Here is an 18,854-nt window from a genome sequence, read left to right on the forward strand (position 1 = left end):
TCATGTTTGTCAGGGATGAAAACAAAATTATGCGGAAAATCCACATAATTTTGCCTCAACCTTATTGATTATTTAATTTGCTATTTACGTGTGTTTCAACGTTTTGATTGTGCTCGTCAAATGAAGCGGTAAAATACACTTCTCCAGTCGTCACATCTGCTACAAAGTAGAGATAGTCTGTCTGGTTTGGATTGATGGTCGCCTGAATAGCTGCCAAACTTGGACTTCCTACAGGACCAGGCATTAGACCTAGGTGTACGTAGTTGTTATAAGGTGAATCAATCGCAGTGTCGATTCCTGCATCCTCAGCCAAGGTTGTCTTCTCACCCAGTTTGCCCATTGCATACAAAACAGCGATGTTAGACTGCAAAGGCATGCCGATGTTCATACGATTGTAGAAAGTGCTTGCGATATTCCGACGGTCCTCGTCTGTAGTACCTTCCTTTTCAACCAGTGAAGCCATGGTCAATACTGAATTCACATTCAAGCCCTTGTTTGGAAGCTCCGCATAGTATGGTTGCAAGGCAGTATTGGTCGCCGCAATCATATCTTCTACCAATTGCTCAACAGTCGTGTCTTCGTAATACTCATAAGTAGCTGGAAAGAGATATCCTTCCAACTGATGCTTAACACCACTATCCGCTGCAGGCAGGCTTGCAAAGAGGTCTGGATAAGTCTCTGTCATTCGCGTGATGAAAGCTGGGTCCTGAACCGTTGCCATAAAGGCATCCGAGCTAAATGGAGATTCCGCTTTTTCATCCTCTGAAGCACTATTTTGGGTAATCGCTTGGGCAATCTGCTCAATGGTGTACCCCTCAATAACCAGGATTTTACCTGATGCAGGTTTTTCAGCGACTGGAGTTCCTCCCTCTTGCAACTTCTTAGCCAAATCTTCTACAGACATGGCCTGGTTCAAATTATAGAAACCACTCTGGAAGCTATTATAGCTCTTTAATTTAGAGAAGTAGTTAAAGACTGTCGCGTTCTTAATCAGCTTATTTTCTAAAAGAATTTGACCGATTTGACTAGTAGAAGAACCTTCTGGAATTTCCACTTGAATAGTCTCTGAAGCTTCCACATTGACTGGTTCTAAGCTTGACTTGACATAGAAGAAACCAGCAATCAAGGTAGCCACCAGGGCCAAGGCAACCAAGGAAACAATGGTCCCGACAATTTTCTTAGCTGTTTTATCTTGTTTCTTCTTAACTTGCTTGGTCGCACCGCGTCTTCTTGCCAAGGGTTCTTCCATTTCAACAACAGGAGTCACTGGTTCAGGTTGAGGAGTTACTGCAGGAGCAACCTCTACCTCATCTCTTGTAAATACCGACTCATCTTCCAATGGAGGTAAAATCATCGGTTCAGGTTGAGGAAGTGGCTCTTCTTCGGCTATTTCCGGATAATCCATTCCAGCCGCAATGGTCCGCAACTGTTGCAGACTGCGCTCAACCGTATCTTCCAATGGAGGTTCTACTGTCTCGTTCCCCTCTTCTTGAGAAAATTCTGGCGCGATTGGAGGCAGTTCAACTTCCTCTTCCTTGACCGACAAATCCATTTCAACCGCTTTCGGAGGCAAATCTTCTGCAATCTTTGGCATAACCTTTGTTTCTTCAAGGCCAAGCTCGTCCTCAAAAGCAATCTTGTTAATTCGAATGGTTTGTGGCGCTGTTTCTTTTGTTTGTTCCAAGGCTTCTGTCAAAGGCAGATGCGTTGGAGTTGCTTGCTTCTTCTCTGTAGATTCTTGTAAGGATTCAACAATATCCTGTCTACTCGGAAGGTCCGAATCTGTGTTTTGGCGTTTTGATTTCAATTCCTCTAGTTCTCTTAATATCTGATCACGAAAACTAGCAGATTGTGTGTCTTTATCTTCAAAATCCTTTGGCACAATACTACTCCTTTCACACAATTACCCTTTATTATATCTTAAAAAAATTACAAAATCAAGGAATTTAAAGCCATTAACACGACATTGTATGAAAAAATGCATGCAACCATTTTCTGATAACATGCAACGTTTTTTTATCATTATTTCATTCAATTCTCCAAGTTATTAGTGACAACTGAACGTTTTGTGGGATTCCCATAGCACACGTTGAGGAGACAGGAATTCCCTTAATCCCGTCTAAAAATATCCCGTGTATAGACTTTGTCTGTCACATCATCCAAATTGACATCATAACGGTTGGCCACAATCGCCTGGCTCATTTCCTTAAATTTCTTTAAGTTGTTGACAACTTTGGAGCCAAAGAAGGTCGAACCATTTTCCAAGGTGGGTTCAAATATTATGACCTTAGCCCCCTTGGCTTTCAAGCGCTTCATCACCCCTTGTATCGAACTCTGACGGAAATTGTCCGAATTGCTCTTCATGGTCAAGCGATAAATGCCAATCGTAATCTCTTTCTCCACTTCCTGATGAAATTGATCATGGCCTGAATAGTCGTAATATCCTGCCAATTTCAAGACTTGATCGGCAATGAAATCCTTACGAGTACGGTTGGATTCCACGATGGCTGACATCATATTCTGAGGCACTTTATCATAGTTTGCTAAGAGTTGTTTGGTATCTTTAGGCAGGCAGTAGCCCCCATAGCCAAAGGAAGGATTATTATAATGTTCTCCAATACGAGGATCCAAGCCAATCCCGCGGATGATGGATTCGGAGTTCAAGCCCTTCATCTCTGCGTAGGTATCCAACTCATTAAAGTACGAAACCCGTAAGGCCAGATAGGTATTGGCAAAGAGCTTAACTGCTTCGGCTTCTGTTGCCCCCATATGCAGGACCTCAATCTGGTCTTTCAGAGCGCCTTCTTTCAAGAGCATAGCGACCTTTTTAGCAGCCGCAATGGTCTCTGGAGCATCATCGTGTTCATAGGAAACGATGATCCGGGAAGGATAGAGATTGTCATACAAGGCTTTGGATTCCCTTAAAAATTCTGGACTGAAAAGAATGTTCTTGGTGCCAAACTTTTTACGAACCGACTGCGTAAAGCCAACAGGAATGGTGGACTTGATGACCATTAGGGCTTGAGGGTTGACCTTCATGACCGTCTCAATGACTGCCTCCACATGACTGGTATCAAAATAATTCTCCGCGCTATCATAGTTGGTCGGTGCAGCTATGATGACAATTTCAGCTTCTTTGTAGGCTGTTTCGGCATCCAAGGTCGCAACCAGGTCCAGGTCCTTTTCCGCCAAATACTGCTCGATGTAGTCGTCCTGAATCGGTGATTTCCTAGCATTGATCAACTCAACTTTTTCAGGAATCACATCGACCGCAACAACTCGATGGTGTTGCGCCAAGAGAACGGCATTAGACAGACCGACATAGCCCGTACCTGCGATAGCAATTTTGGTTTTTTCAACTCTCGTTTTTGAAGAAGTGTCGATATTGGTCACAAATAATGTAGCAAGATCAAATTCCAAGACTTGAGCCAATCTTTCAAGCTGAGGAATGGATGGGATATAATCCCCCTTCTCAATCCTACTGATCATGGCACGATTGATGCCGGTCGCATGAGCCAGTTCTTGTTGGGAATAGCCAGACTGTTTTCTATTTTCTAAGACTATCGATTTTAATTTTTCAATTGAAAATATGCTATTGCTCATTCTAACACCTCATCATGCAAAAGTTACAAAAAGCATATCATTTGTTATTTATAGTTGCAACAAATTGATCAATATTAGTACAAATATTTTCATAACAACTAACTCTGCAAATTAGTAAATAACCTATCAAATCACTCAAATTTTTTAATAATCATCTATTTTACATTAGAATGAGAAGGAAAGAAAGTATCTTACAATACTTTTACAATTTGATTCCCAATGATTCAAAAAACAAATTTCCTATAAAAATGATTCCGTCGTTCTTCACCTATTTGGGAATTGGAATTTGACAATTGAACAAACTAAGGAAACGAACACTCCAGAGTCGCCATATTCCAATACCAAACAGGAGCAGACCAATACTCCTATTAAAGTAATAAAACGAAAAACTTTTGATTTTAGGAACTTTAATAAGAATAAAGGTTGCCCTGGACATAAAGAAGGAGAAAACGAAATTCGGAACCCACTACATTTGACAAAGAGTCAATAATTTAACACATAAATTAAAGTATGCTTTTGACAATTGAGTGTAATACCACCTTTGTAACCTGCTCGCAATAAAAAACGAAAAGCTATTTCTTCAGATTCAAAAATTCATTTATTTTCTCTAAATCTTCTAGATTATCAATCTCAAATACATCATCAGAACTTATTTCTTTTTTATAAACTTTTAATTTATCTAGATTTTCTTTAACTAGATCATCCCAGTATAAATTTCTGAAATTTTTTGATGTTATTGCCTCTTCAAAAATGCTATTCAAAACTTGACCAGATTCTTCGTCCCAGTAGGAAACCCCAGATAGAATTGTACCTTCACCACTATCAATAATGATTTCTTTAACCATACCATCTGCATCACATTGCAGCAACCACTCATCCTTAAATCCTCGTTTATAAGCTGAAAAATAGGTAGATACCTGTACATCAGCATCGAGAAAGTTACAATTTAGATAGTTATCTGCATCGATTACATAGGCATCACTCAAAAAATCCCGCACAAGATACATGCTGTAAAAGTTATTATAAATATCATACTTATCGTTGTGAATTAACTTAACTCCATATTTCTTTTCTAAAAAGTCAAACTTTTCTGCTAAGTATCCTGTTACAACAATAATTTCTGAGATACCGATTTCGTTCAAAAATAAAATTTGTCGCTCTATTAATGTCTGTTCCCCAACTTTAATCAGAGATTTAGGAGTTGTTAATGTCAGGGGTCTCAATCTAGTACCCATTCCTGCTGCTAAAATAATCGCTCGCATAGATTCTCCTCTTAGTTTTTTATAACAAATAATGTTCCAATAATGATGAGTATGCTACTAATGACTAACTTCATATCTAATTGCCCTCCAAAAAGAAATAGTGAAAAAATCACCGTCCAAATAGAGTAAGTCACATTTAATCCCGTCGCTTTTACAGGACCAATAGTATCAATAGCTGAATAATAAGACAGATAGGAAAGAGTACCTATAAGTGCTAGACCAATAATAAAAAGAATTGATTGTGAGTTAAAAACAGTTGCTAAACTGTAAACAACATCACCTTCCGCTAACATAAATAACAGATAGGCTAAACTTGAAACCCACTGCCTAATCAATAGGGCTTGTTTCGGCAAAATATCATCCTTCATACCGTAAGCGGTAATAACACTTTCCGAAGCCCAACCCAATACACATAGCCCTGCTGCCAAGAAGCCGATGAATTCTCCCCCTACATTAGAACTTCCACTATAACCAAGAAAAATTACTGCTACCATCGTCAAAGAAAGTCCAAACCATCCCCGTTTAGTCAAATAATCTTTTAACAAAATCGCCCCTAATAAGGCTGCGATAGCAGGATACAGGGCAGATATTGTTGCAGTTAGCCCCGTCCCTAACTTTTCTACCGCATACAGATAAGCTCTCATTCCTAAAGGACCAGCAAATAATGCTGCTATCATTACAAAATAAGCACTTCTACTTTTTAATTTTTGAATTGTCATTTTGAGCTGACCTCTGACAGCTAGGTCAGAAGTTAAAAAAGTTGCTGAAAAAAAATCATGAAAAAATGCTAACAGTAAAGTAGAGGATAACAGCTTATCATCTCCAGAAATGAAGGGACTCATCAATAAAATCAATCCATTCAAAGATGTATCTAAGCCCCAAAACATTCCAGACAACAGACCTTGTATTGTCCCTTTTAGACGACTATTCATATATCCCCCGTTTTCTAAGTTCGATAATTAGCCAAGAACTATATTCTCTTGCAAATTTATATTGTTTCTTAGCATAATCTCCAAAGTCCACACCCAGCATATGCTTGTATTCACACCAGTTGCTCCATAACAGGCCACAGGATGCAATATAGCAGTAAATTTTCAAGCGAATCTCTTCTGAACAATTATAATCAAAATAAATATCAATCAAACGGTCAATCTCTTGCTGATTGTATAAAGAATAGATACAGAACATAGCTATATCAACATGAGGATCCTGCATACCAGCATACTCCCAGTCGATCAAACGAATTTCTTCTTGACCTTTTTTAGAATAAATCAAGAAATTGTCTGGAATTGCATCAATATGTGTTAAAACCTTCTTTTCGACATGCTTTTCAATAAATGCTGAGAGATTAAAAACCTGTTTTTTCACCTGATCATAGTCATCATATGCAGATTCATTCCCATTACGCAAGGACTCATAAAAATCTATTTGAGTAAATATATCAAACTCATGTTCAACTTTTAACTCTAAGCTATGAAACTCCCGTAATTTAGACATACATTCCTTCAAGTCAGATAAATCATTTGGATCACAACTTCTAGCACTATCTACAAATCTAGTAATTTTATAACCATTATCTGGATTCAAGTATATGATTTCATCACATATTTCTTTTCCATCCAATGTTCTATAGACCATTGCTTCTTGTTGCCGATTGATAAGCAAGTCAGTCCCCTCACCTGGTATACGCATAATATACTTGTCACCTTTACAAGAAAATAGAAAAGATCGGTTGGTCATCCCTTTTTTCAGAGCAACAATATCACTAATCTCATCCGAACTAATCGAAAAGACACGACAGATTAGCATAATGATATCTGAATGCAAGTGCACAGATTGATTATCAATTCGTCTTAAATCTTCAAAGCTATCAATTTGATAAATATCATCTTGGGCTACAAATAGTGGTGGAATCCACAGTTGTTCCCCATCATATAGTGTTTCTTCCCAAAAAGCTTTTTTTCCTCTATTAGTTTTAGAAATAACTAGCAATGACTCTCGGATCCGGTCGCTATCTTTTTCTGTAATGTAGGCAATGCCTGTCATAGCTTCCCAATAGTCAGTTTTCTTACCACAACTATTTTCATAAACTAAATAGAAAGAATCATCCGATCTTTTTAGAAATGGATTCTCCAGACACCAAATATCGCAGGGAAGAATAAAGGAATTAGATATAATATCAGCAACTAGTGAAAGGGAAGTAAGATTATTTGTCTCAGAGTACTTCGAATTATTCACTAATGTAACGCCATATTTTTCAGATAGATATTCTAATCGCTCTCGCATGTAGCCAACTACAATTGTGATATCAAAAATATCAGCTTCTTGTAATTGAAGAATTAAATGTTCTATTAGAGGGCGACCCGAAACCTCTAATAGTGCCTTCGGGACATCAGTATTTATTGGGACCATTCTTATCCCAAATCCTGCTGCTAATATAATTGCATTAACTCTACTTTGCATCCTAAACTACTTTCTGCCAAAATATTTAACAAATATTAATCATTACAAACTGTATCAACTTTCAACATAGCAAACAATATGATGATGTGGTACTCTTTCTTCAATTGGTGGTAAATTCCAATACTCACCAAAAGACTGCCTTAATACATAATCTGGATTTGATGTTCCATTAAATAGATGTCCTTCGAATTTTACTTTTTGTTGGTTCATAAAAATATCACTCGAGAATCGGACTTTATCCCATAGTAGGCCATAACAAAAAGCTGTATCATTTTTCTTTGTTAGATTATCTATTCTCTTTTCATTATCGTTAATATAATTGACTAAAAATTTTGTTCCAAATAACTTTGAAAAATAAAATTCAACATAGCGAAAAAAAGTAATAATAATGTTTTTAGAATGCCTTACTTTTTTCAATTTTGAATATGAAGCTAATCTTAAAAAAATATTCCATTTCATCAGAGAAAACTTACTAGTTTTAAGAGGTAAGCGATTCATTGGAAAAACATCAATGTAAGCTCCATAATTAACAATTGGATGCAAATTTGATTCTTCAATAAATGTTTGCTTGGCACAAATCTTACCAAAAGGAAAACAGGTGTCTTGCTGTTCTTCAATTCTAATAAAATTTATTGGTAAATCATCTTGTGAATTTATCAAATGTGCTAACTTGTCATAATCCTCTCTCGGCATAATGATATCAATATCGTCATCCCAAGGAATAAACCCTTCATGTCTTACAGCTCCTAATAAAGTACCATAGCAAAGTGCATAATTTATATCATTCTCTGTACATATTCTATCTACTTCAATTAGTGATTTCATCAATATTTTTTTATATTCTTCATCAGAGACTCTTCTCATACTCAATCCTTTCTCATACATTTATATACCTAATTTGTAAACAAATTTCTACTAGATTTTATACTATCCTTATATAAAATATTTATTAATGCAAAATAAAGCAAAAAATAAGTTAACATACCAATCATTTGATTAGAAATAGAGGTTAGTAGATAAAACGTTAACATATTAACAAGTACAAAAACTAGATTTTTCCACCTAGTATAAGAATAATTTTTTACAAAATAATTCTCGACATCAATATACCAATAGAGTATCATTACAACTGACGAAATTGAGATTGAAACAGGATTACCAAAGAAATAAAAGGCGAATAAATTTCCTGCCATACTCAAAATAAGAACAACTAAACTCTTCCTAAAATATACTAATGTGAGTCCCTCAATTTTATAATAATTATGTATTAATACAGTTATTAAGTTCGTTAAGGGAAGACCAGGTAGTATTATTCTTAAAAATTGTAAAGAATCAAAGTATTTTGGTAAGTACCATTCGATAAATATTGATAGTGGGAAATACAAAAAATTACTTAACATAAAAATACTCAATACAACTTCACTCATCAGTTGGTAATTTTTTCTTAAAGAGATTCTATTCATACGAGCTAAAGTTGGGAACAAAACAACAGAAAATGCAGAAGTTGCAATTGAAACTAATGTTAAGAGGTTATAAGCAAAGGAATATTTTGCAAAAATTTCCGTTGAAAAAAGTAAATTTACAATTTGAATATCAATTGATAATATTAGAGAACTACAAAGATTAGCGAAAAGTAATGGAAATCCTTTTACTGATAACCTTAATACATTCCTTTTTGTAGAATATAAACTTTCTTTTAGTCCAAAAACAATATCTCTATAAGTATATAGATACCAGCCCATAAGAATGAACTCAGAAATAATCAATAGAGTAATAAAAAATCTATAATTAGTTATATTCCAAAAATAGTCCGCAACAACTAACACTAATACACATAAAACTTTTAAACAGCTGGAAAGTATTTTTCTAAACGAAAACTCTTTGAATCTTTGAGTAATTTGAGATATTTGTTGAAAATAACCAGATATATTAATAAGAAAGCCATACAATCCTGTACTAATTATAATAAATTTCTTATTATTATCTGGTAATATCAGGCCAAGACTCATCAAAATTATCACAAAAGCACAATTAATAATGGTATACCAACTGAAATAGGATCTAAACAATCGAATGGGTAGCTCATCATAATTCTTGTTACTGTATTGTAGTACAATACCATCAATAATTCCAAATGAAAAGAAACCAACATAGCTTGAATATAATGTGAATGTCCTGTACCATCCGAAATCATCAATGTCTAATAATTTAGGTAATAAAATTCCCAATAGTAATCCTGCAATTAATGAAACCGTGTTACTAATAAATACACCAAAAATATTTTTAAAAAATAATCTAAAATTCCCCATTATTAGTCCTTATCGCCAGATGATCAAAATCAAAACTATCATCAACCTGTTCATAAAATTGTTCAATATTTTTCAATACAAAAGATTTATCGATTTTAGAATAATCTATCTGCTTGAGTTTAAGAATAATATTTGGCGGAAAACGATATTTTATTACTTTTGCAGGAGAGCCCGCCACAATTGCATAATCAGGAACATCTTTCGTTACAATTGAACCTGCTCCAATCACAGCGCCCTGTCCTATCCTAATTCCAGACATAATTTTTGAATCTAACCCAATCCAAACGTCATCACATACAATGATATCCCCTTTTGAAATGCTCTCAGAACCACTTCCCATTAATCTTGTTTTAAAAGGATATGTACTTACAAGATTCATTGGATGCTCATTATTTATTATAAATTTAACGCCATCAGCTATTGAACAAAAATGACCTATTTTGACTTTAGAATGTTTACTAGATGAAACCAAATTTATTGTACCATAAGTATTGTTACCTATTGTAACCTGCGAAAAATCAAACAAGGAGTTAATTCTAGTCTGATTGTGTGAATTTTGAATTCTCCAGCGTTTTTTTGCAAATACTAACTCTAACTGCCTTTTTAAGAATCCAATTAGCATATTATTTTCCCCCAAAACAACAAATTATATCACCAAGCCAGGTCTTCCAAGTTGGATAATATTTAATATAAGGTAATAAACCAAGAAATTTTAATATTGATCTTTCACGTAGTGCTAAAATTCTTAAGTTTGCAAAAGATAAATAATCATCAATGATCTTTAAATTAGGTTTCAATTCTACACCAAAAATTGATTTCTTAATTGTAGTAATTAGCTCAATATTTCCATTTATTCCTAAAATTCTATCATTTCTGGAAAAGACTCTTTTACCAGTTGCATTATTTTCGTGTACTCTATGTTGCAACAAAGGTAAATCTAAGTAATGGATTGTAGAGAAACAAACACCCATAATCTGAAAAAATCTATCATGGCCAATTTGCGGATTCCATAATTCAGAATATTGTATTAGAAAATCCTTTCGGAAGCACATTGCAGCTCCGACACCTTTTGAATAAATAAAATGTTCATCAAAGTAAAACTTATCACTAACAAGTTTTCCAGAATAATTATTTTGACGTATGGGCTGTAAGTCCCGATTTACATATTCCACTGCTGACATTAAAATAGTTAGATTATGACGTTCCATCATATCCATCATATTTTCTATTTTTTTCAAATCCCAAACATCATCCTGATCAGCAAAAAAAACTATTTCATTCGAAACATATTTTATTCCATTTACAAATGAAGTTGCCCAACCTAGATTAGAAGAATTTTTCACAACTTTAATATTTTCATGTTTTTCCTTATAAGATTCTAATATTAACAAAGTATTCCCATCATCAACTGAACAATCGTCAATCAAAATGATTTCATCTGCTTGCCTTGTTTGATTGATTATTGAATCTAACTGCTCTTTCAAAAATAAACTACCATTGTATGCAGATAAAAGTACTGTACTCTTCATTAATTTCCCCCATATAAAATCCAATTACTTTCAATAAACGGCTTAACTATACTATAATAATAATCTGAATATACTGAATTATATCCCATTAATAATGCTAAAAAAATTAATGCTCCATAAACCACAAATGTCGTGTTAATATTCTTTTTCTCAAGAGAATAAACTAAACCACTAACAAAAGTCAAAATTTCAATATTTCTCGTAAGCCTCCCTAAAGTTAGTTGAAACTTAAATAAGGGAAAGAACACAAATGCATAAACATGAATAAATAAAATTTTTCGTAACATTTCTTGACATTTCAATCCTTGAACGACAGACAATCGATATAGAAAATATACGAATGAAGTACTAAGAAGATGAATGCTAATTGGATATAAGTGCCCAAAGTTTGTCCGAGAATTTAAATATGATAAATAACTTGATAATTGAAGAATTGGTAATAATTTCGATAAACTTGATCCTATAAAATCTGCAATTGGCAACAAGGAAATGATAATAAAAAAGGAGAAAAAAAACAAATAGAATTTCATTTTCTCATTATCTATTATCCTATCATAAAAAAATAATAATGGTAAATAAAGGATAAAAACACTATGAAAACTAGTAGCTCCAATCAAACAAATAAAAAAATTTAATTTTCCAAATTTATTATCTGTAATTAAATATGAGATGGCTAACAGTAAAAATGTCATCCCAATAAAATTATAGGTTTGTGTTGAATCAATCATCATTAGTGACAAGGAATAACATAATATCATCATCAAATTACTGACATTCAACTTTTTTAAAAAGATGTAAAAATTTGTCAATCCCAAAAGATATAGTATCAACCTAAAATTTCTAAATGAAATCCCCAAAGATTGTGCGAAATTTTTCATGACCTCGTAGCCAAACGCACCATCAGAGTGCCTATCAAAACCAGTCATTGAATAACTATAAATATAGTTACTGATATCAGGATTATTAGAATTCCCTCCCATTAATATAAGTATCAACATTAGAAAAGCTAACACCAATAAATTACTTATTTTAACTTTAAAAACTAATGAACTTGTAGTTTGATTAATCCTCCTCAAAATCTGACTCCTTTTTTAATTCACTCAAAACGTATTTATAGTAGTTGTTTCTTTTACTATCTAATTTGTCAATTTGATAATTTTTAGAATGCTGAACATTTCTTTCAATGATTAATCTTTTATTTTCTGGGGACAAGGATAGAAAATCCATTATCTTATTAAATATGTCCTTTGCACTCTTTGGTTTCACTAAGTAATCTTTATGAATAAGCTCCGGAATTCCACCTACATCAGTACCAATACAGATCATTCCCTGACTCAAAGCTTCAACAACAGATCTACCAAGTGCCTCGGTTAAACTAGGTTGGACATAAAAATCAATATTTTTCATATTTCTAATTATTTCATCGTGTGCAATTCCACCCAAAAATATAATCTGATCTGATACTCCATTTTTTAAAGCTACCTCTTTTAAATAACTTAAATTTCCGTTACCTGCTAAATATAGTCTTACTGTGATCCCTTGCTGATTTAATAGTGGAATAGCCTTAATAATATACTCTTGACCTTTATACTTTACATCAACTGCACCAGCATGCATAATTGAAATTGATGAATAGCTCTCCCGTATTATTTCAGCAGTCTTTTTTTCTAATTCAGGTTCGGAAATTGGATTTACAATGCAGTCAGAAATTCCTACTGAATAATTTTTACACGGATATCTACTTTGTAGAAATTTTTGACTCACATACAATGCAAAATCTGCATTTAATACTGTTCGTCTTGTCCTAAAAAAAGAAAAAAAAGCAAAGGGTTTCGCCATTATTGAGTGAAACCACAGACTATCGAATGCATCACCAATGACTTCAACGAAGTACGGGATATTATTTCTCATCGCTACTCGAGCTGCTATATCAGCTAACTTCGATGGGGATCTAACAATAATTAAGTCAAACCCTAATAATTCCTGATTAAAATCAACATCTAATAAACCAAATATTATTTGATTTCGACTACCTACAATTTTTACATTTACTGATGAATCTATTATTGAAGTGGATCGAGGAGCAATCCCTTTATCCTTACCGTCCATTCCAAACAAGGTAATTTCTCCAAAATATTTTTGATATCTCTCGAGAACAAAATTTATACCATTATCAATTTTATAATCTTTTCCATCATAAAAAATTCTAGCGGATGTTACAATTGCCGTTTTCATATTTACTAATTCCTATTATTGGTTATTACTTGCAATGTGCTTCTCATTAAGTTCTTTCTTTATTTGACTAGTACTGATTTCTGGTGTTCGGGACAAATAGACAACTTCAACACCTTTCTGTGTTAAATAGTCGAATTTTCCCTTCCAGTCATCACCAATCACAAAGGTATCAATATGAAAATCATTAACATCGGTCATTTTTTGTTCCCAGCTTAATTCAGGTATAACTAAATCAACATATCTAATCGATTCTACTAACAATTTCCTTTTTTCATATGAAAAATAACATTTCTTATTTTTTTCTTCAAAATTAAATTCATCTGTGGAAATAGCAACAATTAAGTAATCTCCTAATTCTTTTGCTCTTCGAAGTAAATTGATGTGCCCGTAATGTAATAAATCAAATGTTCCGTATGTAATAACACGTTTCATAAATTGAATCCCTCGCTTATTCTAATAATTTTTCATATAAATAATCAATTGTTTTTTCTGTAGCATTTCCAAAAAAATTAACATAGTTTTTTCGAAAAGCTACAGTACGTAATTTTTCAGCATCGTAATCCATTTTTTTTATTATTTCAATTAATTCATCCTCATTAGATGAACCATTTATAAATTTTCTAATATCAAAATACAGACCCCTTTCACTACTGTATTTTTCAAAGTCATAAGTATAATGGAACATCGGCTTTCCAGTTATTGAAAAATCAAAAAAAACACTTGAATAATCTGATACCAGGCAATCAGCAATGGAGAATAAATCATTCAAAACTGGATAGTTTGTAACATCTATGATTTGAGTCGAGCCACTAAAATCTAACACTCGTGATACCTCATAATGAGCTCTGATTAGTATTACATACTCCTCCAATTCGCGTATCCATTTACTACTATTAAAAGGTGGGGCCATCAAGATTCCTGTGGTAATATTTCTTTCATACTCACGAAACGTTGGACAGTATAAGATTATCTTTTTGTTACTTTTTATACCTAATTCTCTTTTGATGGCATTAATTTTATCCTTATTAATATTTTGTAACATATCATTTCTTGGCAAACCCACTTCAAGAAATACTTTATGAGGTAGATTAAACGAGCGAGAAAAAATTTCAGTCTCATAGTAACTTTGAGATAACATAATATCAGTATTATTTTTCCCAATAATAGCAAAAGATTTATTATCAGAGGGTAAGTCACTTCCCATAAACTTAATCGGTGTACCATGCCAAGTATTTAAATAGATAGTATTATTTTTCTTGAAATTTAGACCTCTCTCCATTGAGGAGTTTGTTATCCAAACTTTAGCAGACCCAGCGACAATAAAATACTTTAGTGAATCTGTTTTTACTTTCTTTACATTAATATTATTAAAATCTTCTGGTTTATGAAATGCCCAAACTAACTCATAATTTTTAAAACGATTATCAAGTTTTATTTTTTCGTATAGTACCCTAGGACTATCATCAAAATTTCTACCCGCAAAAGAATTAAATAATATTAAATTATTATTTCTAGGAATAAAAAATAGAAAACTTTTAATTAAAAAACTCATTAGATAATAGTAGAAATAATAAATAACTTTATTATACTTTAATAAATATATGATTTTCTTTTTCATTAATCTCAATCCGTATCTTTCTTCAAATAAGTATGATACTTATTAAAAAAACAATATTATTGAAAACTATTTCATTATTAATAATATTTTTTTCAATATCATTCGAAAATGTACAGCCATTATCCAATAATTATGGAATTATCAGTACAAAGTATTTATATTAGAGGAAAACTGATAACCTGCACACTTACTTAGAAAAGCTTAGAAGTATTTTTTTTAACATAGAACTTTAGTAATTCTTTACAAATATTATCTTTAGAATATTTATTACTGAGAACACGAGACTGTTTAGAAAATTTGATATATTCTTCTCTATTATTCATTAAATAATTGATTTTGTTTACAAATGTGTCCAAATTCATTGAGAGAATTCTATACCCATTAACACCATCAGTAACTAAGTCACGATTCCCTCTGCAATCTGTTACTATTATAGGTAAACCAGTCGCCATTGATTCAATAATATTGACTGGTAGTCCTTCTCTCTTTGAACTAGATAATGCTATATCAGAAGCTTTTAGTAAGTCAGGGATATCTTTTCGGTATCCAAAGAATAAAATATTTTTTCCAAGTTTTTTTTCCTTAACAAGCTGTTTTAATTTAGATTCAAAAGGACCACTACCAACAATTAATAGGATAGCATCGTTTCGTTGTCTGCAAAGTGATTCCATCATATTAACTAATATTTGTTGATTTTTATTCGCATTTAATTCTCCAATACAAATTAAATACCTCTTGTCTTGTTCCAACCCCAACTTTTGTCTTACAATTTTTTTTTCTTCGGCAGATGCTGGATAAAATTTCTCCAAATCAATACCAACACCAGGAAGTAATTGTAGATGTTTCATCCTAAACTTATTTTGTGCAATAGTATAGTCTTCAATGTTGATTGTTATCAATGTATCTGTATAACGTGAAAGTATTTTTTCGATTGGATAATATAATAGCCAATTTAACAGGGGACCGCCCTTAAGAAAATGAAATCCGTGGGCGGTATAGAATACTTTCGTATTTTCTAAGCCTCTACATGCCAAACGCACAACAGCAGATGCTATTGGTGTGTGTGTGTGAACAATATCGTACTCTTCCTGCCTAACCAATTGTCTTACCTGCTGAATTAAGGCAACGAAATCATTCTTAATTAGACTTCTATTAAATTGTAATTCAAAAAATTCTCTTGTGTTATTTATCAATTCCTGACTTAATGGTTGTTCGAGTTTACATGCAATATCAACCGTATGACCAGCTTTTTTTAATTCGTCTATATGAGGAACTAAAAAAGAATTTAATGTATTTGAAATTGTTGTAACGTAAAGTATTTTCATCAATTAACCTTCCTACAAGGATTCCCAACATAGGTTCCCGAACGATCAATGGAGTAAATGACAACTCCACCTGCTCCTACGATTACTTCTTTACAAATCGAAATAGATTGAATAATAGTGCTTCCAATTCCTAGCCACGAACCGTGACCAATTGAGACATTTCCCGCAATATGACAACCCGGTGAGAGATGTACAAAATCTCCAAGTTTACAATCATGATCAACTGAAGATGCAGTGTTTATTATACAACCTCTCCCAATTGTTACATCTGAATTTATTACTGCACCAGCCATAATAACTGTACCAGCATGAACATCAACTCGTCTTGAAATTACAGCTGAGGGATGAATCAAAGTCGCAATTCTATCTTGAGGCAACATACATTGTTTACTAGCTCTAATTTTGTTATCACCAATTGCTACAATGAATTCAAAGTCAGATAATTCTTCAATGATTTGTGACGTACCTACAATTGGATAACCTGCGCATTCACCAGTAGAATAATCATCTAAAAATACAATTTCATTGTAGCCATTTTTTTCAGCAATATCAGCAACTACTTTTCCATGACCACTAGCTCCAATAATCGCAAGTTTTTTCATTTGTTTCCTTTAAATTCTTCCATTGTTACCGACTCAGTTGAGGAAATTCCATTTCTTTGTAATACAGCTCGGATCGTTTGAAGAATAATTCTAACATCACCAAAAAAGGTAACATTTTTTACATATTCAACATCCTTCACAAATTTTTCTTCCCAACTTAAAGAATTTCGACCATTAGCTTGAGCATAGCCTGTCAATCCAGGCCTAACCTCATGTCTTCTTGCTTGCTCTTCGGAGTATAATGGTAAGTATTTGGCCAGTAAAGGTCTTGGACCTACTATACTCATATCCCCCTTCAATATATTAAAGAGTTCAGGCAGTTCATCTAAACTAGTAGATCTAAGCCACTTCCCAAATGAAGTTAGTCGGACTTTATCTGGCAATAGTTGACCACGCTCATCTTTTTCATCAGTCATCGTCCGAAACTTATACATTTTGAAAATCTTTTCATCTTTGCCCGGTCTTTCTTGCTTAAACAAGACTGGTGAACCTAATTTAAAATATACTAGAATACAAACCAGAAAAATGATCGGAGATAACAAAACAAGCGCTATTAAAGACAGGGTAAAATCTATCAAACGTTTAAAATATTTTTCGTATAATCCTTTATTCATTTTTCCTAATTTCTATTCAAAGCAAGCTTTTATGGTTTCAATAATGATATCCTGTTCCTCTACAGTCATTTTATTATCACTAGGAAGGCATAAACCTCGTTCAAAAAGGTCTGTTCCTACATCTGAATAGTCCCCTTGAATGTAGGCATTTGTTTGAGCTCTGCCATTTCCATTCTTTGTAACAAATGGATTCATTCTAAAAATCGGTTGAGTATGCATCGGTTTCCAGATTGGGCGACCTTCCGCATTGATTGTATTTAATGCATCTAGTATTTCTGACGGAGTTGTTTTCCCTTTCTCAGATGTGTAGAGGACATCATTGTCCGAACGCACCTGTTTTGCCATGGATTCTGGATTAATAGTCAAACAAGATAACCAATAATTCGGTACTGAATTACATGAATCAAATGGATTCAGTTTGATTGGTAATCCCTTCAATCCTTCTTGGTAACGTTCGTAAATGGCTTTTTTCTGTGCAATATGGTCATCTAAATAGGGCATCTGTCCACGAACAACACCAGCTATAACATTACTCATTCGATAATTGTAGCCAATTTCTTCGTGTTGGTACCAAGCAGCCTGTTCACGAGCTTGCGTTGACCATTTTCTAACTTTATTAGCTGCATTCAAATCATTTGTCAATAAGGCTCCACCACTAGATCCCGTAATAATTTTATTTCCATTAAAAGAAATAATAGAATGGCGTCCAAAGGTTCCTGTTTGTTTCCCCTTATAAGTTGCACCCAGAGATTCCGCCGCATCTTCGACTAAAATTGCTCCGTGTTTATCACAAATGGATTTAATTTCATCAATCTTTGCTGGCACTCCATACAAGTGGACCAATACTACAACTTTGACATTCGGATAGAGTTCAAATGCTTTCTCCAATGCATCCGGATCCATATTCCAAGTATCATACTCAGAATCAATAAAAACCGGTATCCCACCCTCGTATGTGATAGGATTCACAGTGGCTGAAAACGTAACATCCGAACAAAAAACATAGTCGCCACTCTTTATTCCAGCCAATTTCATAGCTAAATGTAAAGCAGATGTTCCAGATGAAAGTGCAACTACTTGTTCACTGTTTGTATATTCCTTTACCATTTCTTCTAGAGCATAGATATTTGAGCCAGCCGTTGTCATCCAATTGGTGTCAAAGGCTTCCTTCATGTACTCTAATTCATCACCATGCATGGTTGGCGAAGCAAGCCAAACCTTATTCTTAAAGGGTTCTACTTCTCTTGAAAAATCAAATGCCATTTTATCTTATCTCCCTTGATAACGTGTATTT

17 protein-coding genes and 1 pseudogene are annotated in these 18,854 nt (G+C 33.5%); 1 reads left to right on the top strand and 17 read right to left on the bottom strand.

Annotation, left to right across the window (positions count from 1 at the left end; translation table 11 throughout):
* Nucleotides 1–61 precede the first annotated feature (61 nt).
* Together mltG and NQZ91_04800 are read right to left on the bottom strand one after the other, a co-directional pair.
* Complete coding sequence (mltG, locus tag NQZ91_04795; protein UUM58689.1) at nucleotides 62–1,882, bottom strand: endolytic transglycosylase MltG; 1,821 nt, start codon at nucleotides 1,880–1,882, stop codon at nucleotides 62–64.
* 227 nt (nucleotides 1,883–2,109) lie between these two features.
* Nucleotides 2,110–3,603, bottom strand: a complete 1,494-nt coding sequence (locus NQZ91_04800) for a nucleotide sugar dehydrogenase (protein UUM58690.1) — start codon at nucleotides 3,601–3,603, stop codon at nucleotides 2,110–2,112.
* Between the two features lie 322 nt (nucleotides 3,604–3,925).
* Between NQZ91_04800 and NQZ91_04805 the strand changes: the two are divergent.
* Nucleotides 3,926–4,079: pseudogene (locus tag NQZ91_04805) on the top strand (ISL3 family transposase).
* Nucleotides 4,080–4,175: 96 nt separating this feature from the next.
* Here the strand turns inward: NQZ91_04805 and NQZ91_04810 are convergent.
* The 15 genes from NQZ91_04810 to NQZ91_04880 all read right to left on the bottom strand — a co-directional run bounded on the left by NQZ91_04810 (nucleotide 4,176) and on the right by NQZ91_04880 (nucleotide 18,823).
* The gene (locus NQZ91_04810) at nucleotides 4,176–4,865 is read right to left on the bottom strand and encodes a sugar phosphate nucleotidyltransferase (GenBank protein UUM58691.1); all 690 of its coding nucleotides are present in this window, start codon (nucleotides 4,863–4,865) and stop codon (nucleotides 4,176–4,178) included.
* 11 nt (nucleotides 4,866–4,876) lie between these two features.
* Nucleotides 4,877–5,797, bottom strand: a complete 921-nt coding sequence (locus tag NQZ91_04815) for a DMT family transporter (GenBank protein UUM58692.1) — start codon at nucleotides 5,795–5,797, stop codon at nucleotides 4,877–4,879.
* Nucleotides 5,790–7,328 carry an NTP transferase domain-containing protein gene (locus NQZ91_04820; GenBank protein ID UUM58693.1) on the bottom strand — a complete coding sequence of 513 codons (1,539 nt, stop codon included), beginning with the start codon at nucleotides 7,326–7,328 and terminating at the stop codon, nucleotides 5,790–5,792. The genes NQZ91_04815 and NQZ91_04820 overlap by 8 nt, the downstream gene beginning before the upstream one ends.
* Nucleotides 7,329–7,382: 54 nt before the next feature.
* The gene (locus NQZ91_04825; GenBank protein UUM58694.1) at nucleotides 7,383–8,213 is read right to left on the bottom strand and encodes a LicD family protein; all 831 of its coding nucleotides are present in this window, start codon (nucleotides 8,211–8,213) and stop codon (nucleotides 7,383–7,385) included.
* An 8-nt stretch (nucleotides 8,214–8,221) separates the two neighbouring features.
* A complete protein-coding gene (locus NQZ91_04830) occupies nucleotides 8,222–9,637 on the bottom strand; it encodes an oligosaccharide flippase family protein (GenBank protein ID UUM58695.1) in 1,416 nt (471 codons plus the stop codon).
* Nucleotides 9,624–10,259, bottom strand: a complete 636-nt coding sequence (locus tag NQZ91_04835) for a CatB-related O-acetyltransferase (GenBank protein ID UUM58696.1) — start codon at nucleotides 10,257–10,259, stop codon at nucleotides 9,624–9,626. Before NQZ91_04835 ends, NQZ91_04830 begins: the two co-directional genes overlap by 14 nt.
* A gap of 1 nt (nucleotide 10,260) precedes the next feature.
* Nucleotides 10,261–11,166 carry a glycosyltransferase gene (locus NQZ91_04840; GenBank protein UUM58697.1) on the bottom strand — a complete coding sequence of 302 codons (906 nt, stop codon included), beginning with the start codon at nucleotides 11,164–11,166 and terminating at the stop codon, nucleotides 10,261–10,263.
* On the bottom strand, nucleotides 11,166–12,242 hold the full coding sequence (locus NQZ91_04845) for an EpsG family protein (protein UUM58698.1): 1,077 nt from the start codon (nucleotides 12,240–12,242) through the stop codon (nucleotides 11,166–11,168). The genes NQZ91_04840 and NQZ91_04845 overlap by 1 nt, the downstream gene beginning before the upstream one ends.
* Nucleotides 12,229–13,401 carry a glycosyltransferase family 4 protein gene (locus NQZ91_04850; GenBank protein ID UUM58699.1) on the bottom strand — a complete coding sequence of 391 codons (1,173 nt, stop codon included), beginning with the start codon at nucleotides 13,399–13,401 and terminating at the stop codon, nucleotides 12,229–12,231. The genes NQZ91_04845 and NQZ91_04850 overlap by 14 nt, the downstream gene beginning before the upstream one ends.
* Nucleotides 13,402–13,416: 15 nt before the next feature.
* Entirely contained in the window at nucleotides 13,417–13,833 is a 417-nt protein-coding gene (gene tagD, locus NQZ91_04855; protein ID UUM58700.1) for a glycerol-3-phosphate cytidylyltransferase, read from the bottom strand.
* A 16-nt stretch (nucleotides 13,834–13,849) separates the two neighbouring features.
* Nucleotides 13,850–14,953 carry a CDP-glycerol glycerophosphotransferase family protein gene (locus NQZ91_04860; GenBank protein ID UUM58701.1) on the bottom strand — a complete coding sequence of 368 codons (1,104 nt, stop codon included), beginning with the start codon at nucleotides 14,951–14,953 and terminating at the stop codon, nucleotides 13,850–13,852.
* 257 nt (nucleotides 14,954–15,210) lie between these two features.
* Nucleotides 15,211–16,344 (bottom strand): glycosyltransferase family 4 protein, encoded by a 1,134-nt coding sequence (locus tag NQZ91_04865; GenBank protein ID UUM58702.1) that lies wholly within the window; start codon nucleotides 16,342–16,344, stop codon nucleotides 15,211–15,213.
* Nucleotides 16,344–16,946 carry an acetyltransferase gene (locus NQZ91_04870; GenBank protein UUM58703.1) on the bottom strand — a complete coding sequence of 201 codons (603 nt, stop codon included), beginning with the start codon at nucleotides 16,944–16,946 and terminating at the stop codon, nucleotides 16,344–16,346. The genes NQZ91_04865 and NQZ91_04870 overlap by 1 nt, the downstream gene beginning before the upstream one ends.
* Complete coding sequence (locus NQZ91_04875; protein UUM58704.1) at nucleotides 16,943–17,560, bottom strand: sugar transferase; 618 nt, start codon at nucleotides 17,558–17,560, stop codon at nucleotides 16,943–16,945. The genes NQZ91_04870 and NQZ91_04875 overlap by 4 nt, the downstream gene beginning before the upstream one ends.
* 12 nt (nucleotides 17,561–17,572) lie before the next feature.
* Nucleotides 17,573–18,823: an aminotransferase class I/II-fold pyridoxal phosphate-dependent enzyme gene (locus NQZ91_04880; protein UUM58705.1), complete on the bottom strand. Its 1,251-nt coding sequence runs from the start codon at nucleotides 18,821–18,823 to the stop codon at nucleotides 17,573–17,575.
* Between the last annotated feature and the right edge of the window lie 31 nt (nucleotides 18,824–18,854).

It is taken from the genome of Streptococcus suis, from assembly GCA_024583055.1.
Taxonomy (GTDB): domain Bacteria; phylum Bacillota; class Bacilli; order Lactobacillales; family Streptococcaceae; genus Streptococcus; species Streptococcus suis_V.